Raw genomic sequence first — 15,207 nt, 5'->3', positions numbered from 1 at the left:
CCAATGATGCACAGACCCCATGGCCAGGCGAGATCGACATAGGACATGATCCCGGTCCGGACGGCCGGAATATGTGCCGAGACAAGAAACCAGACCGCTTGCGCGATCAAATTGACCAGCAATAGCAAATAGAGGTCAGGTTGAAATGCCAAGGCAAGTCCAGCAACAGCCAGTGGCAGCAGCGGGTGAAGATAATGGAAGAAGGAGGCGTCCCTGCCGTCAGCCATTGACTGCTGCCTGCTTCACCAAAAGTTCGTCCGGCCTCCACCAGCGTTCGCCATAGATAACGCTGTAACGCTGTAGACCATCGACGATGCCATCCAGGCCGATGATATGTCGCGCCCAATGCATAGGCCCACCCTTGTGGCGGGGAAAGCCGAAGCCATTAACAATCGCAACATCCAGATCGCTCTCTCGATAGGCGTTCCCCTCACGCAGGATCGCAAAGCCCATATTGACGACAGGCAGAAAGCAGCGTTGAATGATGCGTTCTGCTGAAAATTGCTGCTTCGCAAGGCCAGCTTCTTCACGGCATTTTTCTATGATGTCGCGTGCCGCGGCGGAAGGCAGCGGCAGGCGACTGCCCGCCGAATAATCATAATAGCCGCCGCCGGATTTCAGACCGAGGCGACCCGCCTCCACCAGCGCATCGGGCACCATTGGTGCCAGCGGATGACGCAGATGTTCCGGACGGTTCCGGCGATTTCGATAGCCAATGTCTAAACCCGATAGATCATGCACCTGCAATATGCCCATCGGCATGCCGAAATCATAGAGCGCCGCGTCGATCTGTTGCGGTTCGGCCCCCTCAAGCACCATCAGTGCGGCTTCACGACTATAGGCTTCCATCATCCGATTGGCGATAAAGCCATAGCAATTGCCAGCAATCACAACCGTCTTACCGATCTTGCGCGCAAGATCGGCAGTCGCTGCAAGGATTGCAGGATCAGTCTGTTCGGCGCGGATGACTTCACACAGCTTCATTATGTGGGCGGGCGAGAAGAAGTGTATGCCCAGCAGGCGGCGTTTATCTCTCACATTCTCGCCGATCTGATCGATCGGCAAATAGCTGGTGTTCGACGCCAGCACGCAATCTGGCGACACAAGAGCATCAAGTCGCTTAAAAAGCGACTGCTTGATCGATAGATCCTCTACAATCGCCTCAATCACCAGATCGCAGTCAGCAAAATCGTCAAGGCTATTTGTTACAGTCAGGTCACCGTCTAATTTAGCTACGGCGGACTCCGCGATGCGACCTTTCTTTACCTGATCAGTGAAATATTCGCTGATGGACTGTTGGCATCGTTTAGCGACATCGACCTGTTCATCATGCATGACGACGCGGTATCCGGCGCGCAGAAAAGTGATGGCGATGCCGAGGCCCATCGTGCCACAGCCGATTACGCCAACTGTCTTGAAATCAATAGGGGCGGCAGAGACAGGTTGAGGAAGGCGACTAGCCTGTCGCTCTGCAAAGAAGAGATTTTGTAGCGCCTTGGCCTGGGCGTCGGCGAAACACTCCTTGATCAGGCGCAGCTCTTCTTTTTCTCCCTCTTCGAATGGAAGGCGAACGGCCGCCTCCACTGCAGCAATGGCCCGCAGCGGCGCAGCCTGCCCCCGCATGGACTTTGCGACGCTGGCACGTGCTTGGGCAAACTGTTGCTCCACCTCGACATCAACCTTGATAGCCCGATCGCGCAACCTGGGTTGAGCACCGCCCTTTGCAACGACATTGCGGGCAAATGCACAGGCGAAGTCGCGCAGATCGCTCTCGGTCATGTCGTCGATCACGCCGAAAGAGTTCTCGACTGGCACATGCTTGCCAGTCGTGATGACTTCTAACGCATGGCCGACGCCGATCAGCCGCGGCAAGCGCTGTGTGCCGCCCGCACCCGGGATAAGGCCGATATTGACCTCAGGCAGCCCAATCTTGGTACCTTTGACCGCGACGCGGTAGTGACACGCCAAAGCGATTTCCAGGCCGCCGCCAAGAGCTGTACCGTGTATCGCAGCAACGACGGGTTTGGGAAAGGAATCGAGATCGTCGAGCAGCTCCTGGAAACTGCCGCCTTCGATGGTCTCACCAAAAGCTGTCATATCGGCGCCAGCCATGAATGTCCTGCCGTCACAGCAAATGACAACGGCACCAACCAGCGGGTTGCCCTCGTGATCTGCCAGCGCCAAACGGATATCCCGTCGCAAACGGGGCCCCACGGCATTGACCGGCGGATTGTCGATAACAATCAGTCCGATACCGTTGATGACTTCTGCGCGAGCGAGGGGCTGAATTGTTTCAGTGGTCATGCGGCAGCCTTTGGTTTGGTTGCAGCAGCGTCGGCCCAGTAGCGATCCCGAAGCAACCGCTTGTAAAGCTTGCCGGTCGGAGCGCGTGGAAGTTCGATCTCGAAATCGACGCTTTTGGGGCATTTTATCGGAGACAGATTTGCCCGTGCAAAAGCAATCAGTTCAGCGGCCAGTTCGTCGCCCGCGTCCTCCCAATTTGCAGGCTGGACAATCGCTTTGACAGCTTCTCCAAAGTCCTCATCCGGCACGCCGATCACCGCGACATCGGCCACCTTGGGATGCGTGATCAGGACATTTTCTGTTTCCTGAGGGTAGATGTTCACGCCGCCTGATATGATCATGAACGCTTTGCGATCAGTAAGATAGAGATACCCCTCATTATCGACATGACCCACATCGCCCAAGGTACTCCATCCTTCCTGCGTGGGATGACGGCTTTCGCGCGTCTTGACCGGGTCATTGTGATATTCGAAAGCGCGGACGCCGGAGAAATAGACGGTCCCGTCCTGATTAGGGCCAAGTTCCTTGCCTTCCTCATCACAAATATGCAGAACACCTTGAAAGGCTTTCCCGACACTGCCTTCGTGGGTTAACCATTCGGGCGCACTGATAGAACACAAGCCATTGCCTTCGGTCCCGGCATAATATTCGTGGATAATAGGCCCCCACCACTGGATCATCTGATGCTTGATGGGAATCGGGCACGGTGCTGCCGCATGGATCGCGACACGCAGGCTGGAAACATCAAAATCTTGGCGCATCGATTCATCGATCTTCAGCAGCCGGACAAACATGGTCGGAACGAGTTGGCAGACTGTGATGCGATGTTGTTTGATCATGTCCAACAGCCGGACTGGATCGAAATGCTTCATAACGACTGCGGTCGCACCGATGCGCTGCATGGCCATCGTCCAGCGCAATGGGGCGGCATGATAGAGAGGGGCGGGACACAGGTAGACGTCCTCACCGTTGATATCATAGAGCCCGTCTACAATTTTTAGGATCGGAACCGGCGCATCAATGGGCAGGCCATTCAATGCGACACGGACGCCTTTGGGTTTGCCAGTCGTTCCTGACGAATAGAGCATGTCCGTACCGCTGGCCTCGTCAGCGATAGGAGTGTCTGGCAACGCCGCCAGTTGCGCTTCGAGCGGCTTGATCGTCCCACCCAGCTCAGTGCCCACAGAGTATATCGGTAATGCAGGGTAACGCTTGGCGAACTCATGCCAGTCCGGCCCAGCTTGTGCCGAGACGATCAAGAGCTTTGCGGCTGAGTCCGCAATGATATGATCAATTTCGTCGACGGTGAGGCGGGTTGAGATGCATACATAATAAAGGCCAGCCCGCTGTGCGCCCCAAACGATGGGAAAAAGCTCCAGGCAATTTTCAACGTAGAGCGCGATTGTGTCGCCGATGCAGCAGCCCTGCGCTCGCAAGAATTGGGCAAACTGATTGGAACGGCGATCCAAGTCGCCATAAGTCAGGACATCGCCCGTTTCAGCCAGAATGATAGCTGCCTTGTCTGGAGCATGTTGGGCATGTTTGGATGGATGAAACATGGTCGACTTTCCGGTCTTTAGACTGAAGGGATTTTTGGAAAGGCGTCGGCCAAGCGCCTGCGGACAAGCGCGACGCCCGGCGCCGTGTAGCGTTCAACAAAGGCGCGATTGACCGGGCCGATCCCATGTTCCGCGCTGAATGACCCGCCATATTCCCAAACAGCGATATCGTAGACTGCGGTACGGATCGCTGTAATGTCGGCAGCGGTAAGCGGCGCTGATTTATGGGGTAAATGCACCAGATTGAAATGCACACCGCCATCGCCACGGTGTCCGAAATCAGCGACTTTGAGCGACGGAAACCGTTCCGACAGCATTTCTGTCGCAGCCGCAAAAAATGCTTCGACATGCGCGCGTGGAAAAGCCAGGTCAAAGGCCACCAATTGGCCAAGGGCCTTGACGCCGTCGCTGATGGCGTGTCGTAAAGCCCATAGGGCAGCCGGATCGCCGACAAAAGCATCCTCAAGCGCCGGGAATTGCTCCGCGATGGTCGCAAGCCCCTCGACCAGCAGCGTGTCGAGGTCAATGGCGGCGGCCTGCGCCGCGATGGAAAGCTCTACCAGGATGGCATAATCAGGCAGTCGGTCGCCAGAGAAAGGGTTACGCAGGCTTTGCTGGTGCTGAAAGGCCGCATCCATCGCCATGCGCGACATGCCTTCGCAGGCGGACAAAAACTCGCCAAACTGGCTCTCAACGGCCCACACCAATGCATCAATAGCTTCCCGCGAAGCGGGTAGGAGAAGTGCTGCCGCAGTTCGGGCGGGGAGCGGATGCAGGCGTACTTTGGCTTCGGTGATGATCCCGCCAGCGCCGCCAGCCCCGACAAATATCTGTTTGACGTCGATACCGGTGTTGTTCTTGCGTAAACCGCTAAGGTCCTCGACGATAGTGCCATCCTGATCGAGCAATACGACTTGCAGACCGGTCAGATTGGCGCGAACATCGCCATATCGCAGGAGACGAGCACCCTGAGTATTGGTCGCAATCATGCCACCCAGGCTGGGATCGGAACCCAAATCAATTGGGAAGCTACAGCCGATTTTCTCGGCCTCTCGATTGATGTCACTCAGTCTTGCCCCAGCCTGCCACCAGGCTGTTCGATCGACAGAGCTGGTCTCGCGGTGCGCGCGCATTCGCTCGGTGCTGATGAGAATGGCAGTGCCGCTTTCATCAGCGATGCTGGCGCCGACCAGACCGGTATTGGCGCCCTGACTTATGATCGGGATTTGCTGCTTGTGTGCATATTGCACAAGAGCTGCTACCTGCTGGGTCGTTTGCGGCCGCACGACAGCTGCCGCATTACCTACCTCCCCGCGATATCCGGTATTGTAGGGGGCCATGTCCGGCCCCGCGACAACGGCAGAACCAAGAAGAGCTGAAAGATCGCGATGAAGCGCTGACGTCATGATGCCTCGCGATGATCGGGCAGCGGGGCATCGGAAAAAGCCGGAGCGCGCTTTGCTAAAAAAGCAGCCGGCCCCTCCAGGGCATCGGGCGCAGCCGCAAGCAGTTCAGAGAAAGCGAGGACCTCCGCAAGTTGTGCCCGACAGTCTGCCGCCTGGCCGATGGCAATGGCGCGCTTGCTCATCTGCAAGGCGCGGGACGGCAATTGCGCAAAGCGCTCAGCCCAGTTCAGGGCAATCTCCAGAGGACTCTGTTCGGCATCGGCGAGCCTGTCGATGATTCCCCATTCATGCGCGGTTTCGGACATGATTGGCTGGCCCAACAAAACAAGCTGGTTGATCCGACCGAGGCCCGTCCGGCCTGCCAACCGGACCACCCCTGTCGGTGGAAAGCCGGCGATGTTGATCTCGGGAAGCCCAATCTTGATGCCCCGCTTCGCAACAATGAGATCGCAGCATGCGGCCAATTCAAGGCCGCCCCCCAGTGCGGCTGCATTAAGCGCTGCAATGGTCGGCTTTGGAAACTCCGCCAGCGCCGAGAAGACGTCGGTTTCGGGCCCTAGCTTGTCGGCGACGAAAGTGCCTTGGATCTTGAGAGCGAGAGTGGTTTTGAGGTCGGAACCGGCGCAGAATGCGCGGTCGCCTTCTCCGGTCACGATCAGGCTTTTCACCTCATCATCGCGAGCCAGCCGCCCAAGCGCATCAGAAAGCTCAGCCAGCAAGGCGCGATCGACGAGGTTGAGCGGAGGGTTGGCAAGTATCAATGTGGCATGGCTGACCTGTACATCCACTACGATTTTTGACGAACTACCTTGCACATCACTCTCCTGAATCACTGACCTACCTGAAAGTCAATGACTAGGCAAGATGTCTAAACTGGCTGGCCGTAAGCGCGCAAGATTGTGCCGGAGACGGCGTTGTAGAGACGCTCCAAGCCCTCGAAACGCCCTGTATCAGTCACGACGAACTGATTGAAACGCAGCAATGTGACCAGTTGACACTGAATGTCCGCAACCGGCGCGCCCGCGAACAAGTCACCCCGGGCAATGGCAATGCCTATCGCTGCACCGATCGCTGAGTCGATACGATTGGAAACGCTGCGCAAGACCGCATGGCATTGCGAGTCAAGCAACGCCGCGTCCAGCCTGAGGCGCGTGATGAGACTCCATGGTTGCCCGGTATCTCCGTCTGGATTAAATACCTGATACCGCTCTCTATTATAGGCGAGGCACTGCATCAGCTTGTCGGCCAGACTGGCTGTCGAATCCAGCAAGATGGCTTCATAACGCTGGCATACATCGGCTGCGCTTCGGTCGAGCGCCGCCAAAGCCAATCCCTGCTTGTTCGAAAAATGATGGTGGATATTCGCTCTGGTGGTTCCAGTGCGCTCGCTGATGTCGCCAAAACTCACATCTGCGAAACCCCGCCGAACGAACAGTTCGGTGGCTACGTCAAGTATCAGCTCTCGCAAATCATGGCTGGACGGCGAGGCGCGCTTGGCGAAGGCATTTGGCATGGATTCACTCTATCGAACAGGTCGGCCGCGGTCAAACATATTGACTTACCCATAAGTAGGTGCAATTTCTACGTTATGAATCAGCCAGCCTTGCTCTCCGGCCTGCGTATCCTAGCCTTCACCCACTATGTGCAGGGCCCTGCTGCCATGCAGTATCTTGCTGACATGGGCGCAGATGTTATCAAGGTCGAACCTGTCGGCGGCGCTTGGGAACGGCACCGTGTCGCAGGCAGGCAATATGGCGGGGCAAGTGCAACCTATATTGGCTGCAATCGAAATGTCCGCTCGCTTGCGCTGGATCTCAAGTCGCCGGCCGCCAAAGAGATTATTCACAACATTGTCGCCAATTGCGATGCTGTCGCGGAGAATTACCGGATCGGTGTGCTCGATCGGCTGGGCTTTGGCTTTGATGATCTGAAGGCGATTAAGCCGGACCTGATTTACGCTTCGGCGACGGGCTGGGGCGCAAACGGGCCGATGAGCGGCTCCGCCGGACAAGATCTCCTTGCACAGGCGCGTAGCGGATTGATTGGAACGACCGGGACTTATGACCGGCCAACCGCCGTCGGCACGGCCCTGGTTGACCAGCACGCAGCAACCCTGATGGCCTTAGGTATTTTGGGGGCCTATGTTCGCAAACTCCGGAGCGGGCAAGGCTGCAGGGTCGAGAGCAACCTCTTAATGGCTGGGCTAGACCTGCAAATGGAGTCGATTGGTCTCTGGTTTGCAGGCGAAGGTGACAAAAAGCGGCTACAGCGTGGCCCCCATGTCGCGACATGGCTGCACGATGCGCCCTACGGTGTGTACAAGCTCGCTGACTGCCATGCCGTCATCAGCCTAGGGCCAAATGCTGGCAAGCTGGTCGAAGCGCTTTCGCCGAGCCCGCTTGACAGCCTTGCCGCTGATGCGCGTCGCCATGATCGTGACGGCTTCGCAAATATCGTTGCGGAGCGCGTTGCGCCGATGCGCTGGGAAGAACTCAAGGCTTGGCTTGAACCGCATGGCCTCTGGTGCGAACGCGTTGCCGCCGATTTTGACGAGGTCATTGACGATCCCCAGGTGCAGGCTTGTGGCGCTTTCGAGCTTCTTGAAACGCCCGAGGCGAAGCTCCCGCTACTTGCACATCCTATCCAATATGACGGCACGCGCCCGGCGTTGCGGCATATGGCTTGGCAGGCTGGGTCCGATAGCGAGAACGTGCTGCTGGAAGCGGGCTATTCTCAAGCCGACATTGAGCGTTTCGCTGCGGGAAAAATTGTCGGCCTCCCTCTTGAGAGCCGGTCGCAGTCATGACAGCGCCCGTCGCCATCGTTACCGGCGGAGCCAAAGGCATTGGCAGGAGTATTGCCATAGAGCTTGCCAGCAAAGGTTTTGATCTCGCCATTGTTGATCGTCTTGAAGAAGGTGAAGCGCAGGACACGCTCGGTGGGGTGAAGGCGCTCGGCAGGCAGGCGGTTTTCATTCATCATGACCTGGCGGACGTCGGAAATGCCGCCAATGTCGTCGCAAAAGCCATTGCCGCTTTGGGACGGATTGACTGTCATGTGAACAATGCCGGAGTTCAGTCTCCAGTCCGAGGCGACATTCTGGACTTGGAATTGTCCCATTTCGATGTCGTTCTCGACATCAACCTGCGTGGAACCTTTTTCCTGACCCAGGAGGTCGCGCGATGGATGGCGGCCAATGAGGATCAAGCAACTTATCGCTCTATCCATTTTGTGACGTCGACCAACGCTGTCATCCCCGCACCGACACGCAGCGCCTATTGCCTGTCCAAGACCGGGCTAGCGATGGCCGCGCAAGTCTATGCTTTGCGCATGGCGCCCCACGGCGTTCATGTGTTTGAAATCCGTCCCGGCACCGTCCGTACGGACATGACCAAGGATGTCGTCGCGGAACGTGATGCCAAAATTGCGTCTGGCGCTGTTCCGATCGCCCGGTGGGGGGAACCGGAAGATATCGGCAAGGTGGTCGCAACACTCGCCAGCGGTGCGATGCCATTCATGACCGGAACGGCTCTGTTTGTCGATGGCGGCGGCCATATACGACCCAATTGAAAGACAGTTATGACTACACCTCTACCTTTTGTTTCGTCCGGCGTGATTCCAGCCTGCTTATTGCCTTTCAAGAGCGACCTTGCCGTTGATGAGACGGCCTATCTCCATCATCTCAAAGATGTGGCCGCAGTCGACGGGATTTCCGGGATTACCGTCAACGGTCACGCCTCTGAAGTCTCATCCTGCTCCATTGAGGAGCAACAGCATGTTCTTGCCATCAGCGCTGCAGCCGTTGGGGACCGGCTGCCGCTGATAAGCGGTATCTATACCGATGGCAGCCTTGAGGCACAGCGGCTTGCGCGCATGAACCAGCAGGAGGGCGCATCGGCGTTGTTGGTTTTCCCACCGTCGATCTTCGCGAAGGGAGCGCAGTTGCGCGATGAAATGGTCATTGCGCATTTCAAACACATTGCGGATGCGACGGACCTTCCGCTGATTGGCTTTCAATATGCACTCGCAAGCGGTGCTGGCTACCGTGTCGAAACGTTGCTCAAGCTCGCTGATCAGGTCCCATCCTTTGTCGCTATCAAGGACATGACGAGTGAACCCGCTTATCACGAAATCATTATCCGCGCGATGCATGGTGCATCACGCCGGATTTCGGTTCTGACTACCCATAGCAGCTGGCTGCTCTCCTCGCTTGTGCTTGGCTGTGACGGCATATTGTCGGGTTCGGGCAGTTTGGTTGCCGACCTATATGTACAACTCTGGCGTGCCGTTGAAGCCAAGGATTTGGCGGCGGCCCAGACGGCAACGGATCGCATCTTCCATTGGACGCAGGCCATCTATCGCGCGCCGATGGTCGACTCGCACAATCGCATGAAAGAAGCGCTGGTCCTGTGCGGGCGCCTCAAGGAAGCTCATGTGCGTCCACCTCTCGTGCGGATTGGCGAAAAGGAGCGTGCCTTGATTGCCGACGGCTTGAAAATGATGGGATTGATCCAATGAGCAACATGAACACTGATTATCAAACTTTTCGGCAGTCGGTCCGCGACTTCATTGCCGACCACTATCCAGCTGAGTTGCGCGCGAAGCAAGACCGAGGCGCCGATCTGGAACGTGAAGATTTCCTGGCTTGGCACCGGCTGCTGGCAAAGCAGGGATGGGTCGCACCGTCATGGCCCACCGAATGGGGTGGCCCGGGCTGGGACAAGCAGCAAAAGCTCATCTTTGCCGAGGAATGCGCGCTCGCCGATACGGTCGAAATTCTTCCATTCGGGATCGATATGCTTGGACCGGTCGTATATACATTCGGCAGTCACGAACAAAAAAACCGCTTCCTGCCGAGTATCCTCTCGGGGGAAGATTGGTGGTGCCAAGGCTATTCGGAGCCAGGCGCCGGCTCCGACCTTGCGGCGCTCGGAACGCGCGCGGAGCGCGTTGGGGACCACTATATCGTCAATGGCCAGAAGACCTGGACCACCTTTGCGCATTTCGCCAATTGGGGGTTTTTCCTTGTCCGCACCAGCCATGAAACACGCAAGCAGGATGGCATTTCCTTCCTGCTGATCGACATGAGGTCTCCAGGCGTCACCGTTCGGCCGATTATCACGCTGGGTGGCGAGCATGATGTCAACGAGGTGTGGCTGGAAAATGTGAAAGTGCCGGTAGAAAATTTGGTTGGCGAAGAGGGCAAAGGCTGGACCTGTGCCAAATTCCTCTTGGCCCATGAGCGCACGGGCATTGCGGGCGTTGCCAAATCTTGCCGAGATCTGGAGAAATTGAAACGCCATTTGCCGACGATCGGCGATGCTTCTGGGAAAGATCTCGCTGAGCCTTTCTTTCGGCGCAAGGTGAGTGAAGTCGAGATCGAATTGAAAGCGCTCCAGCACACGGAATTGCGGGTTCTGGCGCAGGAGGTGAAAGCTGGCCCGGGACCCGAATCGAGTATGCTCAAAATCAAGGGCACCGAAATTCGTCAGCGCATCTGGGAACTGATGTTTGAAGCTGCTGGTCCCTATACCGCACCCTATTTCCGCGCGCCGATTGGATTGCGCAACGATGGTCACATCGGCCCGGAACACACTAGGCGAGTGGCCTCGACGTACATGAATCAGCGCAAACTCTCGATCTTTGGCGGATCGAATGAAATCCAGCGCAACATCATCTCCAAGGCCGTGCTGGGCCTTTGAAAGATATCACCATGCTTGAACTGACCGAAACCCAGATCATGATTCGCGACATGGCAGCACGCTTTGTGCAGGATCGCTATTCGATCGAAAAGCGCCGGGAGATCGTTGCATCGCCGGGAGGCTATGATGCAGGTCTCTGGAAAGAGCTTGCGGACCTTGGCTTGCTTGGCTTGCTCGTGTCCGAAGAGAATGGCGGTTTTGGTGGTGGCGGTGTGGAGCTCATGTTGATGATGAATGCCATTGGCTCAGGACTTGTCGTTGAGCCCTACTTGCCTGTGGCGGTCATGGCCGCGCAAATTCTCGATCGCGCTGGCCATGCCGATTTGTTGGGCGAACTGATCGCAGGCACCGCACTACCCGTACTCGCGCATTTTGAACCTCATGCGCCGACCCGACCGGAGGCAGTCGAGGCAAAGTTGCAAAAGGCAGGCGAAAATTACCGGCTCAGCGGAGCAAAATCACTTGTGCCCTTTGCCGCAGCGGCATCGCATTACATCGTCTCGTGCCGCGAAGGTGATTCAGGTGCGCTAACACTCGCTCTCGTCTCCGCAAAGGGTGGAGGCATCCAGAGAGAAGACTGCGTTACACTGGATGGTCGGCGTGTGTCAGAACTGGCCTTTGACGATGTTGAAGTAGCAGCCAACGCAATTTTGACCCTGCCCGAAGGGCAAAACGCCGTTGAATGTGTCACTCAGATTATTGACGATGCCATACTGGGCGTATGTGCGGAGGGTGTTTCCATAGCATGGCAGATGCACGAACAGACGCTCGACTATGTCAAGCAGCGCAATCAATTTGGCGTCGCCATTGGCAGTTTTCAGGCTATTCAGCATAAAATGGTAGAGATGTATACTGAGGCTCAAATGGCGCAGTCGATCGTCGAATATGCCTCTTCAGCCAGAGATGCCCGCACATCAGAAACAACCGTGGCAATTTCGGCCGCGAAAATTCGCGTTGCCAAGGCACTCAAATTTGTCGGTCAGCACGCCGTGCAGTTCCATGGTGGCATGGGAATGACAGAGGAACTGGCGCTAGCGCATTATTTCCGGCGCGCGAGTTTTCTGGAGCATCAGTTCGGCACCGCAGATCAGCATTTTGCGCGATTTGAGGCAATGGGTGGTTTTCCCGCGATTGCAGCCTGATGGCCACCTTGCTTGATGCGCTGATCGACTCAAAGCAGATTGAGGGTCGCATATCTCTTGGCGTGACGCCTGTTTTGTGCAATCGGGGCGGTACGTTGTTCGGTGGGGTGCAGGCAGTTCTTGCCATGAAAGCCGTAGCTGCCGAGTCTGGCGCGGTCCCTCGTTCGGTCGGCATCCAGTTTGTGGCACCAGCGGGGGTTGGCGCTATCTGCGACTGTAGTGCGTCACCCCTCGCAAGGGGCCGGACGATCGGTCAATGGTCGGCCGTTGGATCCGTTGGCGGTGCGCTGATGTTCACTGCACATGTGGTGACGGCGCCAGCACAAGGCGAACGCTACTTTGCCTTGGCGCCGAAAGTCGGTCGGCCGTTCAAAAACGATCAGTCGCCGCCTCATAACCCGAAGTGCATTGTAGACGCACTAGAATGGGCCGTCGACAAGCAGTCCAGAACCATCGATTCTAGCGGAAACCATAGGGCCAGCATGTGGGTAAGACTGCCAGGGCATGTTGCGCGCGATGCTTGTGATCTGGCCATTTTTTCGGATTGGGTTCCGTCAGCTGTCCGGCTTTTTGCTGATCGGTTTAGCCGCGGCATGACCCTTACAATGGATATTCACCATTCTGGTCTTCCGGCAAACGGCGAATGGCTGCGTCAGGAGATTGAAATAGCTTTTGTGCAGTCGGGTTATGCCGTGGGGGGGCTCAAGCTGTTTGATGAACGTAACAACCTGTTGGCGGTTTCCAATCAGGCATTCAAGCCACTGGCTTAGCCCACCAGCTCACGCTTGCAGCAAGACGAATGTCAGAGGGCTTCAATGATGCATGTATTAGCCAGCCCGCCAGCCTCGCACATGGTTTGCAACCCGTAGCGCACTCCCCTTTTCTTCAGGGCGTGAACCAGCGTTGTCGTGATCCGTATGCCGGATGCGCCGAGTGGGTGTCCGAGCGCAATCGCTCCGCCATTAGCGTTGACCTTGTTAGATGCGATTTCAAGTTCCTGCATCCAGGCCAGAGGGATTGAGGCAAAAGCCTCGTTCACTTCATAAAGATCGATCTGGCTTGCGGCTCTCCCCGCCCGTGCAAGAGCGCGGCGGGTCCCTTCAATAGGGGCTTCAAGCATTGTGACGGCGTTTTCCGCATACACCGAGATGTGGTCGATCCGTGCCAGCGGATTGAGGCCAAGTCGGGCAAGCCCGCGCTCGTTAGTGACCAAAAGGGCCGCTGCCCCATCGCAGATCTGACTAGAAGTGCCCGCGGTAATTAACCCATTTTCATCAAGCGGCTTGAGGGCCGCGAGACCCTCTGCAGAACTGTTGGAACGCACGCCTTCATCGAATGCGTGCACAATTGCATGTCCTTCTTTGTCCGTTCCGTGCACCGGGATAATTTCATCATCGAAATCACCTCGCAAAGCCGCCGCAGCTGCGCGCTGATGGCTTGCGAGCGCGAATGCATCGAGTTGCTCGCGACCCAGCTGAAATTTGCGCGCGATTCGATCAGCAGCGGCGAATTGGCTGAAGACAGCATCAGGATAACGAGCGCGAATACCGATTGAGGCATCGGGGAACATGTTGCCTTGTGTAGGAGCCCTGCGAGGTGCGCCCATCGGCACGCGCGTCATCATTTCCACACCGCCAGCCACGACAATGTCCATGGTTCCAGACATCACCGCTTGTGAGGCAAAGTGCAGGGCTTGCTGTCCTGATCCGCATTGCCGGTCGACAGTCGTTCCTGGTACGCTGTCGGGCAACTTTGATGATGAAAGCACCGCATTTCGACCAATATTTGAAGCTTGCTCGCCAGCCTGCATCGCGCATCCGATGATAACATCGTCGATCAGTGCCGGGTCAATTTTCAGCCGATCGACAGTTGCATCCAGTATCGCGCCGGCGAGGTCTGCAGCATGCCAATGGCGCAGCCGCCCGTCGCGGCGACCACCGGCAGAGCGTAAGGCTGAAACGATATATGCGTGCATTCGCAATCCTTTGGAGGCGCTCGAAGCTCGTTTAAATGCTCTCCGAATTAGTCGATTGACTAGCATATAGTCAATCGACTAACACGGGGCACGCTAGAGGCGTAATGGCTCAGCGCGAACACAAGAAAAGTTGGGGGAGAGGCCCGATGAAAAATTCGCAGATTCATCTGCTTGGTGGAAGTGCACCCGCACTTGCTTTGTGCTTAGCAATGTGTGGGCCGGCGATGGCTCAGGAATCAAGCGGTGCGCCCGCGGCTGACGACGGTGTGGAAGATATCGTAGTGGTTGCCCAACGCCGTGAGCAGAATTTGCAGGATGTGCCCATCGCAGTGACAGCCTTGTCTGGCGAGGCGCTGCAGGAGCGCGGCGTCAACAGCGGCGAAGATCTTCAGTTTGTCGCTCCCGGACTTTCATTCGGTCGTTCTACTTCAACGCAAGGCATTTCGACCCTACGCGGCGTCGGCGCGGTGAATATCAGCGTTGGTGGCGACCCGGGCGTCGCGATGTATATAGACGGCAATTATATTCAGAACAGCGCTTATGTGACGCAGGACTTCTTTGACGTCGAGCGGGTCGAGGTGCTGCGTGGCCCCCAAGGAACTTTGTATGGTCGCAATGCGATCGGCGGTGCCATTAACATCATCACTGCGCGACCCGAAGATGAGTTCCAATTACGCGCAGACTTGCAATTGACCAACTATGACGGTGTACAGATCAGCGGCATGGTCAACGCGCCGCTGGGCGATATTGGCGCAATCCGCGTTGCTGGCGTGCGCGACCGGCGTGATGGTTTTGTCACGAACATCACTTCCGGCCCGTTGAATGGGGAAGATCTGGATCGCTCCAACTATTATGCGTTGAGGGGCAGCCTGCTTTTTGAGCCGGCAAACGGTGTCGAGCTTCTCGTGCGCGGTTACGTCTATCGCAATCGCCCGAATACGCCGGTCCTGATCACCAATCCTTACCCGAGCGGGCCGTTCTTGCCAGCCGTTGTCCTTGATCCTACTAACCCGATTGGTCCGGGCGGCCCGAACTTCGTACCGGTTCCCAATCCCTATCTCGCGCCCGGCGTCGGAACCAATCCTACGCTCTCAAATCTTCGTGTCACGCGAAACGATA

General features: G+C 56.9%; 14 protein-coding genes. 7 read left to right on the top strand and 7 right to left on the bottom strand.

Going from position 1 to position 15,207, the window contains the following annotated elements; all coding sequences use genetic code 11:
* The 6 genes from DM995_RS21535 to DM995_RS20830 form a co-directional block, all read right to left on the bottom strand.
* Positions 1–227: hypothetical protein (locus DM995_RS21535; protein ID WP_198669559.1), on the bottom strand; the 227-nt coding region annotated here is incomplete at its 3' end.
* Complete coding sequence (locus DM995_RS20850) at positions 220–2,304, bottom strand: 3-hydroxyacyl-CoA dehydrogenase NAD-binding domain-containing protein (protein ID WP_198669558.1); 2,085 nt, start codon at positions 2,302–2,304, stop codon at positions 220–222. The genes DM995_RS20850 and DM995_RS21535, both read right to left, overlap by 8 nt.
* Complete coding sequence (locus DM995_RS20845) at positions 2,301–3,863, bottom strand: acyl-CoA synthetase (protein WP_116970934.1); 1,563 nt, start codon at positions 3,861–3,863, stop codon at positions 2,301–2,303. Before DM995_RS20845 ends, DM995_RS20850 begins: the two co-directional genes overlap by 4 nt.
* A gap of 17 nt (positions 3,864–3,880) precedes the next feature.
* The gene (locus DM995_RS20840; protein ID WP_116970933.1) at positions 3,881–5,269 is read right to left on the bottom strand and encodes an FAD-binding oxidoreductase; all 1,389 of its coding nucleotides are present in this window, start codon (positions 5,267–5,269) and stop codon (positions 3,881–3,883) included.
* Positions 5,266–6,102 carry an enoyl-CoA hydratase/isomerase family protein gene (locus tag DM995_RS20835; RefSeq protein ID WP_116970932.1) on the bottom strand — a complete coding sequence of 279 codons (837 nt, stop codon included), beginning with the start codon at positions 6,100–6,102 and terminating at the stop codon, positions 5,266–5,268. The genes DM995_RS20840 and DM995_RS20835 overlap by 4 nt, the downstream gene beginning before the upstream one ends.
* A 35-nt stretch (positions 6,103–6,137) precedes the next feature.
* Positions 6,138–6,782: a TetR/AcrR family transcriptional regulator gene (locus tag DM995_RS20830; protein WP_116970937.1), complete on the bottom strand. Its 645-nt coding sequence runs from the start codon at positions 6,780–6,782 to the stop codon at positions 6,138–6,140.
* 75 nt (positions 6,783–6,857) lie between these two features.
* Here DM995_RS20830 and DM995_RS20825 point away from each other — a divergent pair, with 75 nt between their 5' ends.
* Genes DM995_RS20825 through DM995_RS20800 form a run of 6 tightly spaced genes read left to right on the top strand, consistent with a single transcriptional unit; the run spans position 6,858 to position 12,883 of the window.
* A complete protein-coding gene (locus tag DM995_RS20825; protein ID WP_232824601.1) occupies positions 6,858–8,075 on the top strand; it encodes a CaiB/BaiF CoA transferase family protein in 1,218 nt (405 codons plus the stop codon).
* On the top strand, positions 8,072–8,839 hold the full coding sequence (locus tag DM995_RS20820) for a 3-ketoacyl-ACP reductase (protein ID WP_116970930.1): 768 nt from the start codon (positions 8,072–8,074) through the stop codon (positions 8,837–8,839). Before DM995_RS20825 ends, DM995_RS20820 begins: the two co-directional genes overlap by 4 nt.
* Before the next feature lie 9 nt (positions 8,840–8,848).
* On the top strand, positions 8,849–9,787 hold the full coding sequence (locus DM995_RS20815; RefSeq protein ID WP_116970929.1) for a dihydrodipicolinate synthase family protein: 939 nt from the start codon (positions 8,849–8,851) through the stop codon (positions 9,785–9,787).
* Positions 9,788–9,792: 5 nt separating this feature from the next.
* On the top strand, positions 9,793–10,971 hold the full coding sequence (locus tag DM995_RS20810; protein ID WP_116970936.1) for an acyl-CoA dehydrogenase family protein: 1,179 nt from the start codon (positions 9,793–9,795) through the stop codon (positions 10,969–10,971).
* Positions 10,972–10,982: 11 nt separating this feature from the next.
* Entirely contained in the window at positions 10,983–12,113 is a 1,131-nt protein-coding gene (locus tag DM995_RS20805; protein WP_116970928.1) for an acyl-CoA dehydrogenase family protein, read from the top strand.
* Complete coding sequence (locus tag DM995_RS20800; RefSeq protein ID WP_116970927.1) at positions 12,113–12,883, top strand: thioesterase family protein; 771 nt, start codon at positions 12,113–12,115, stop codon at positions 12,881–12,883. Before DM995_RS20805 ends, DM995_RS20800 begins: the two co-directional genes overlap by 1 nt.
* 32 nt (positions 12,884–12,915) lie before the next feature.
* Here the strand turns inward: DM995_RS20800 and DM995_RS20795 are convergent, their stop codons facing one another.
* Complete coding sequence (locus DM995_RS20795) at positions 12,916–14,088, bottom strand: acetyl-CoA C-acyltransferase (RefSeq protein WP_116970926.1); 1,173 nt, start codon at positions 14,086–14,088, stop codon at positions 12,916–12,918.
* A gap of 146 nt (positions 14,089–14,234) precedes the next feature.
* Between DM995_RS20795 and DM995_RS20790 the strand changes: the two genes are divergently transcribed.
* A partial coding sequence (locus tag DM995_RS20790; protein ID WP_198669557.1) for a TonB-dependent receptor occupies positions 14,235–15,207 on the top strand: 973 nt, incomplete at its 3' end.

This window comes from Blastomonas sp. UPD001 (assembly GCF_003426715.1).
Classification (GTDB): Bacteria; Pseudomonadota; Alphaproteobacteria; order Sphingomonadales; family Sphingomonadaceae; genus Blastomonas.
The sequence above is the reverse complement of the archived record's forward strand: the minus strand, read 5'-3'. Positions and strand labels throughout refer to the sequence as shown.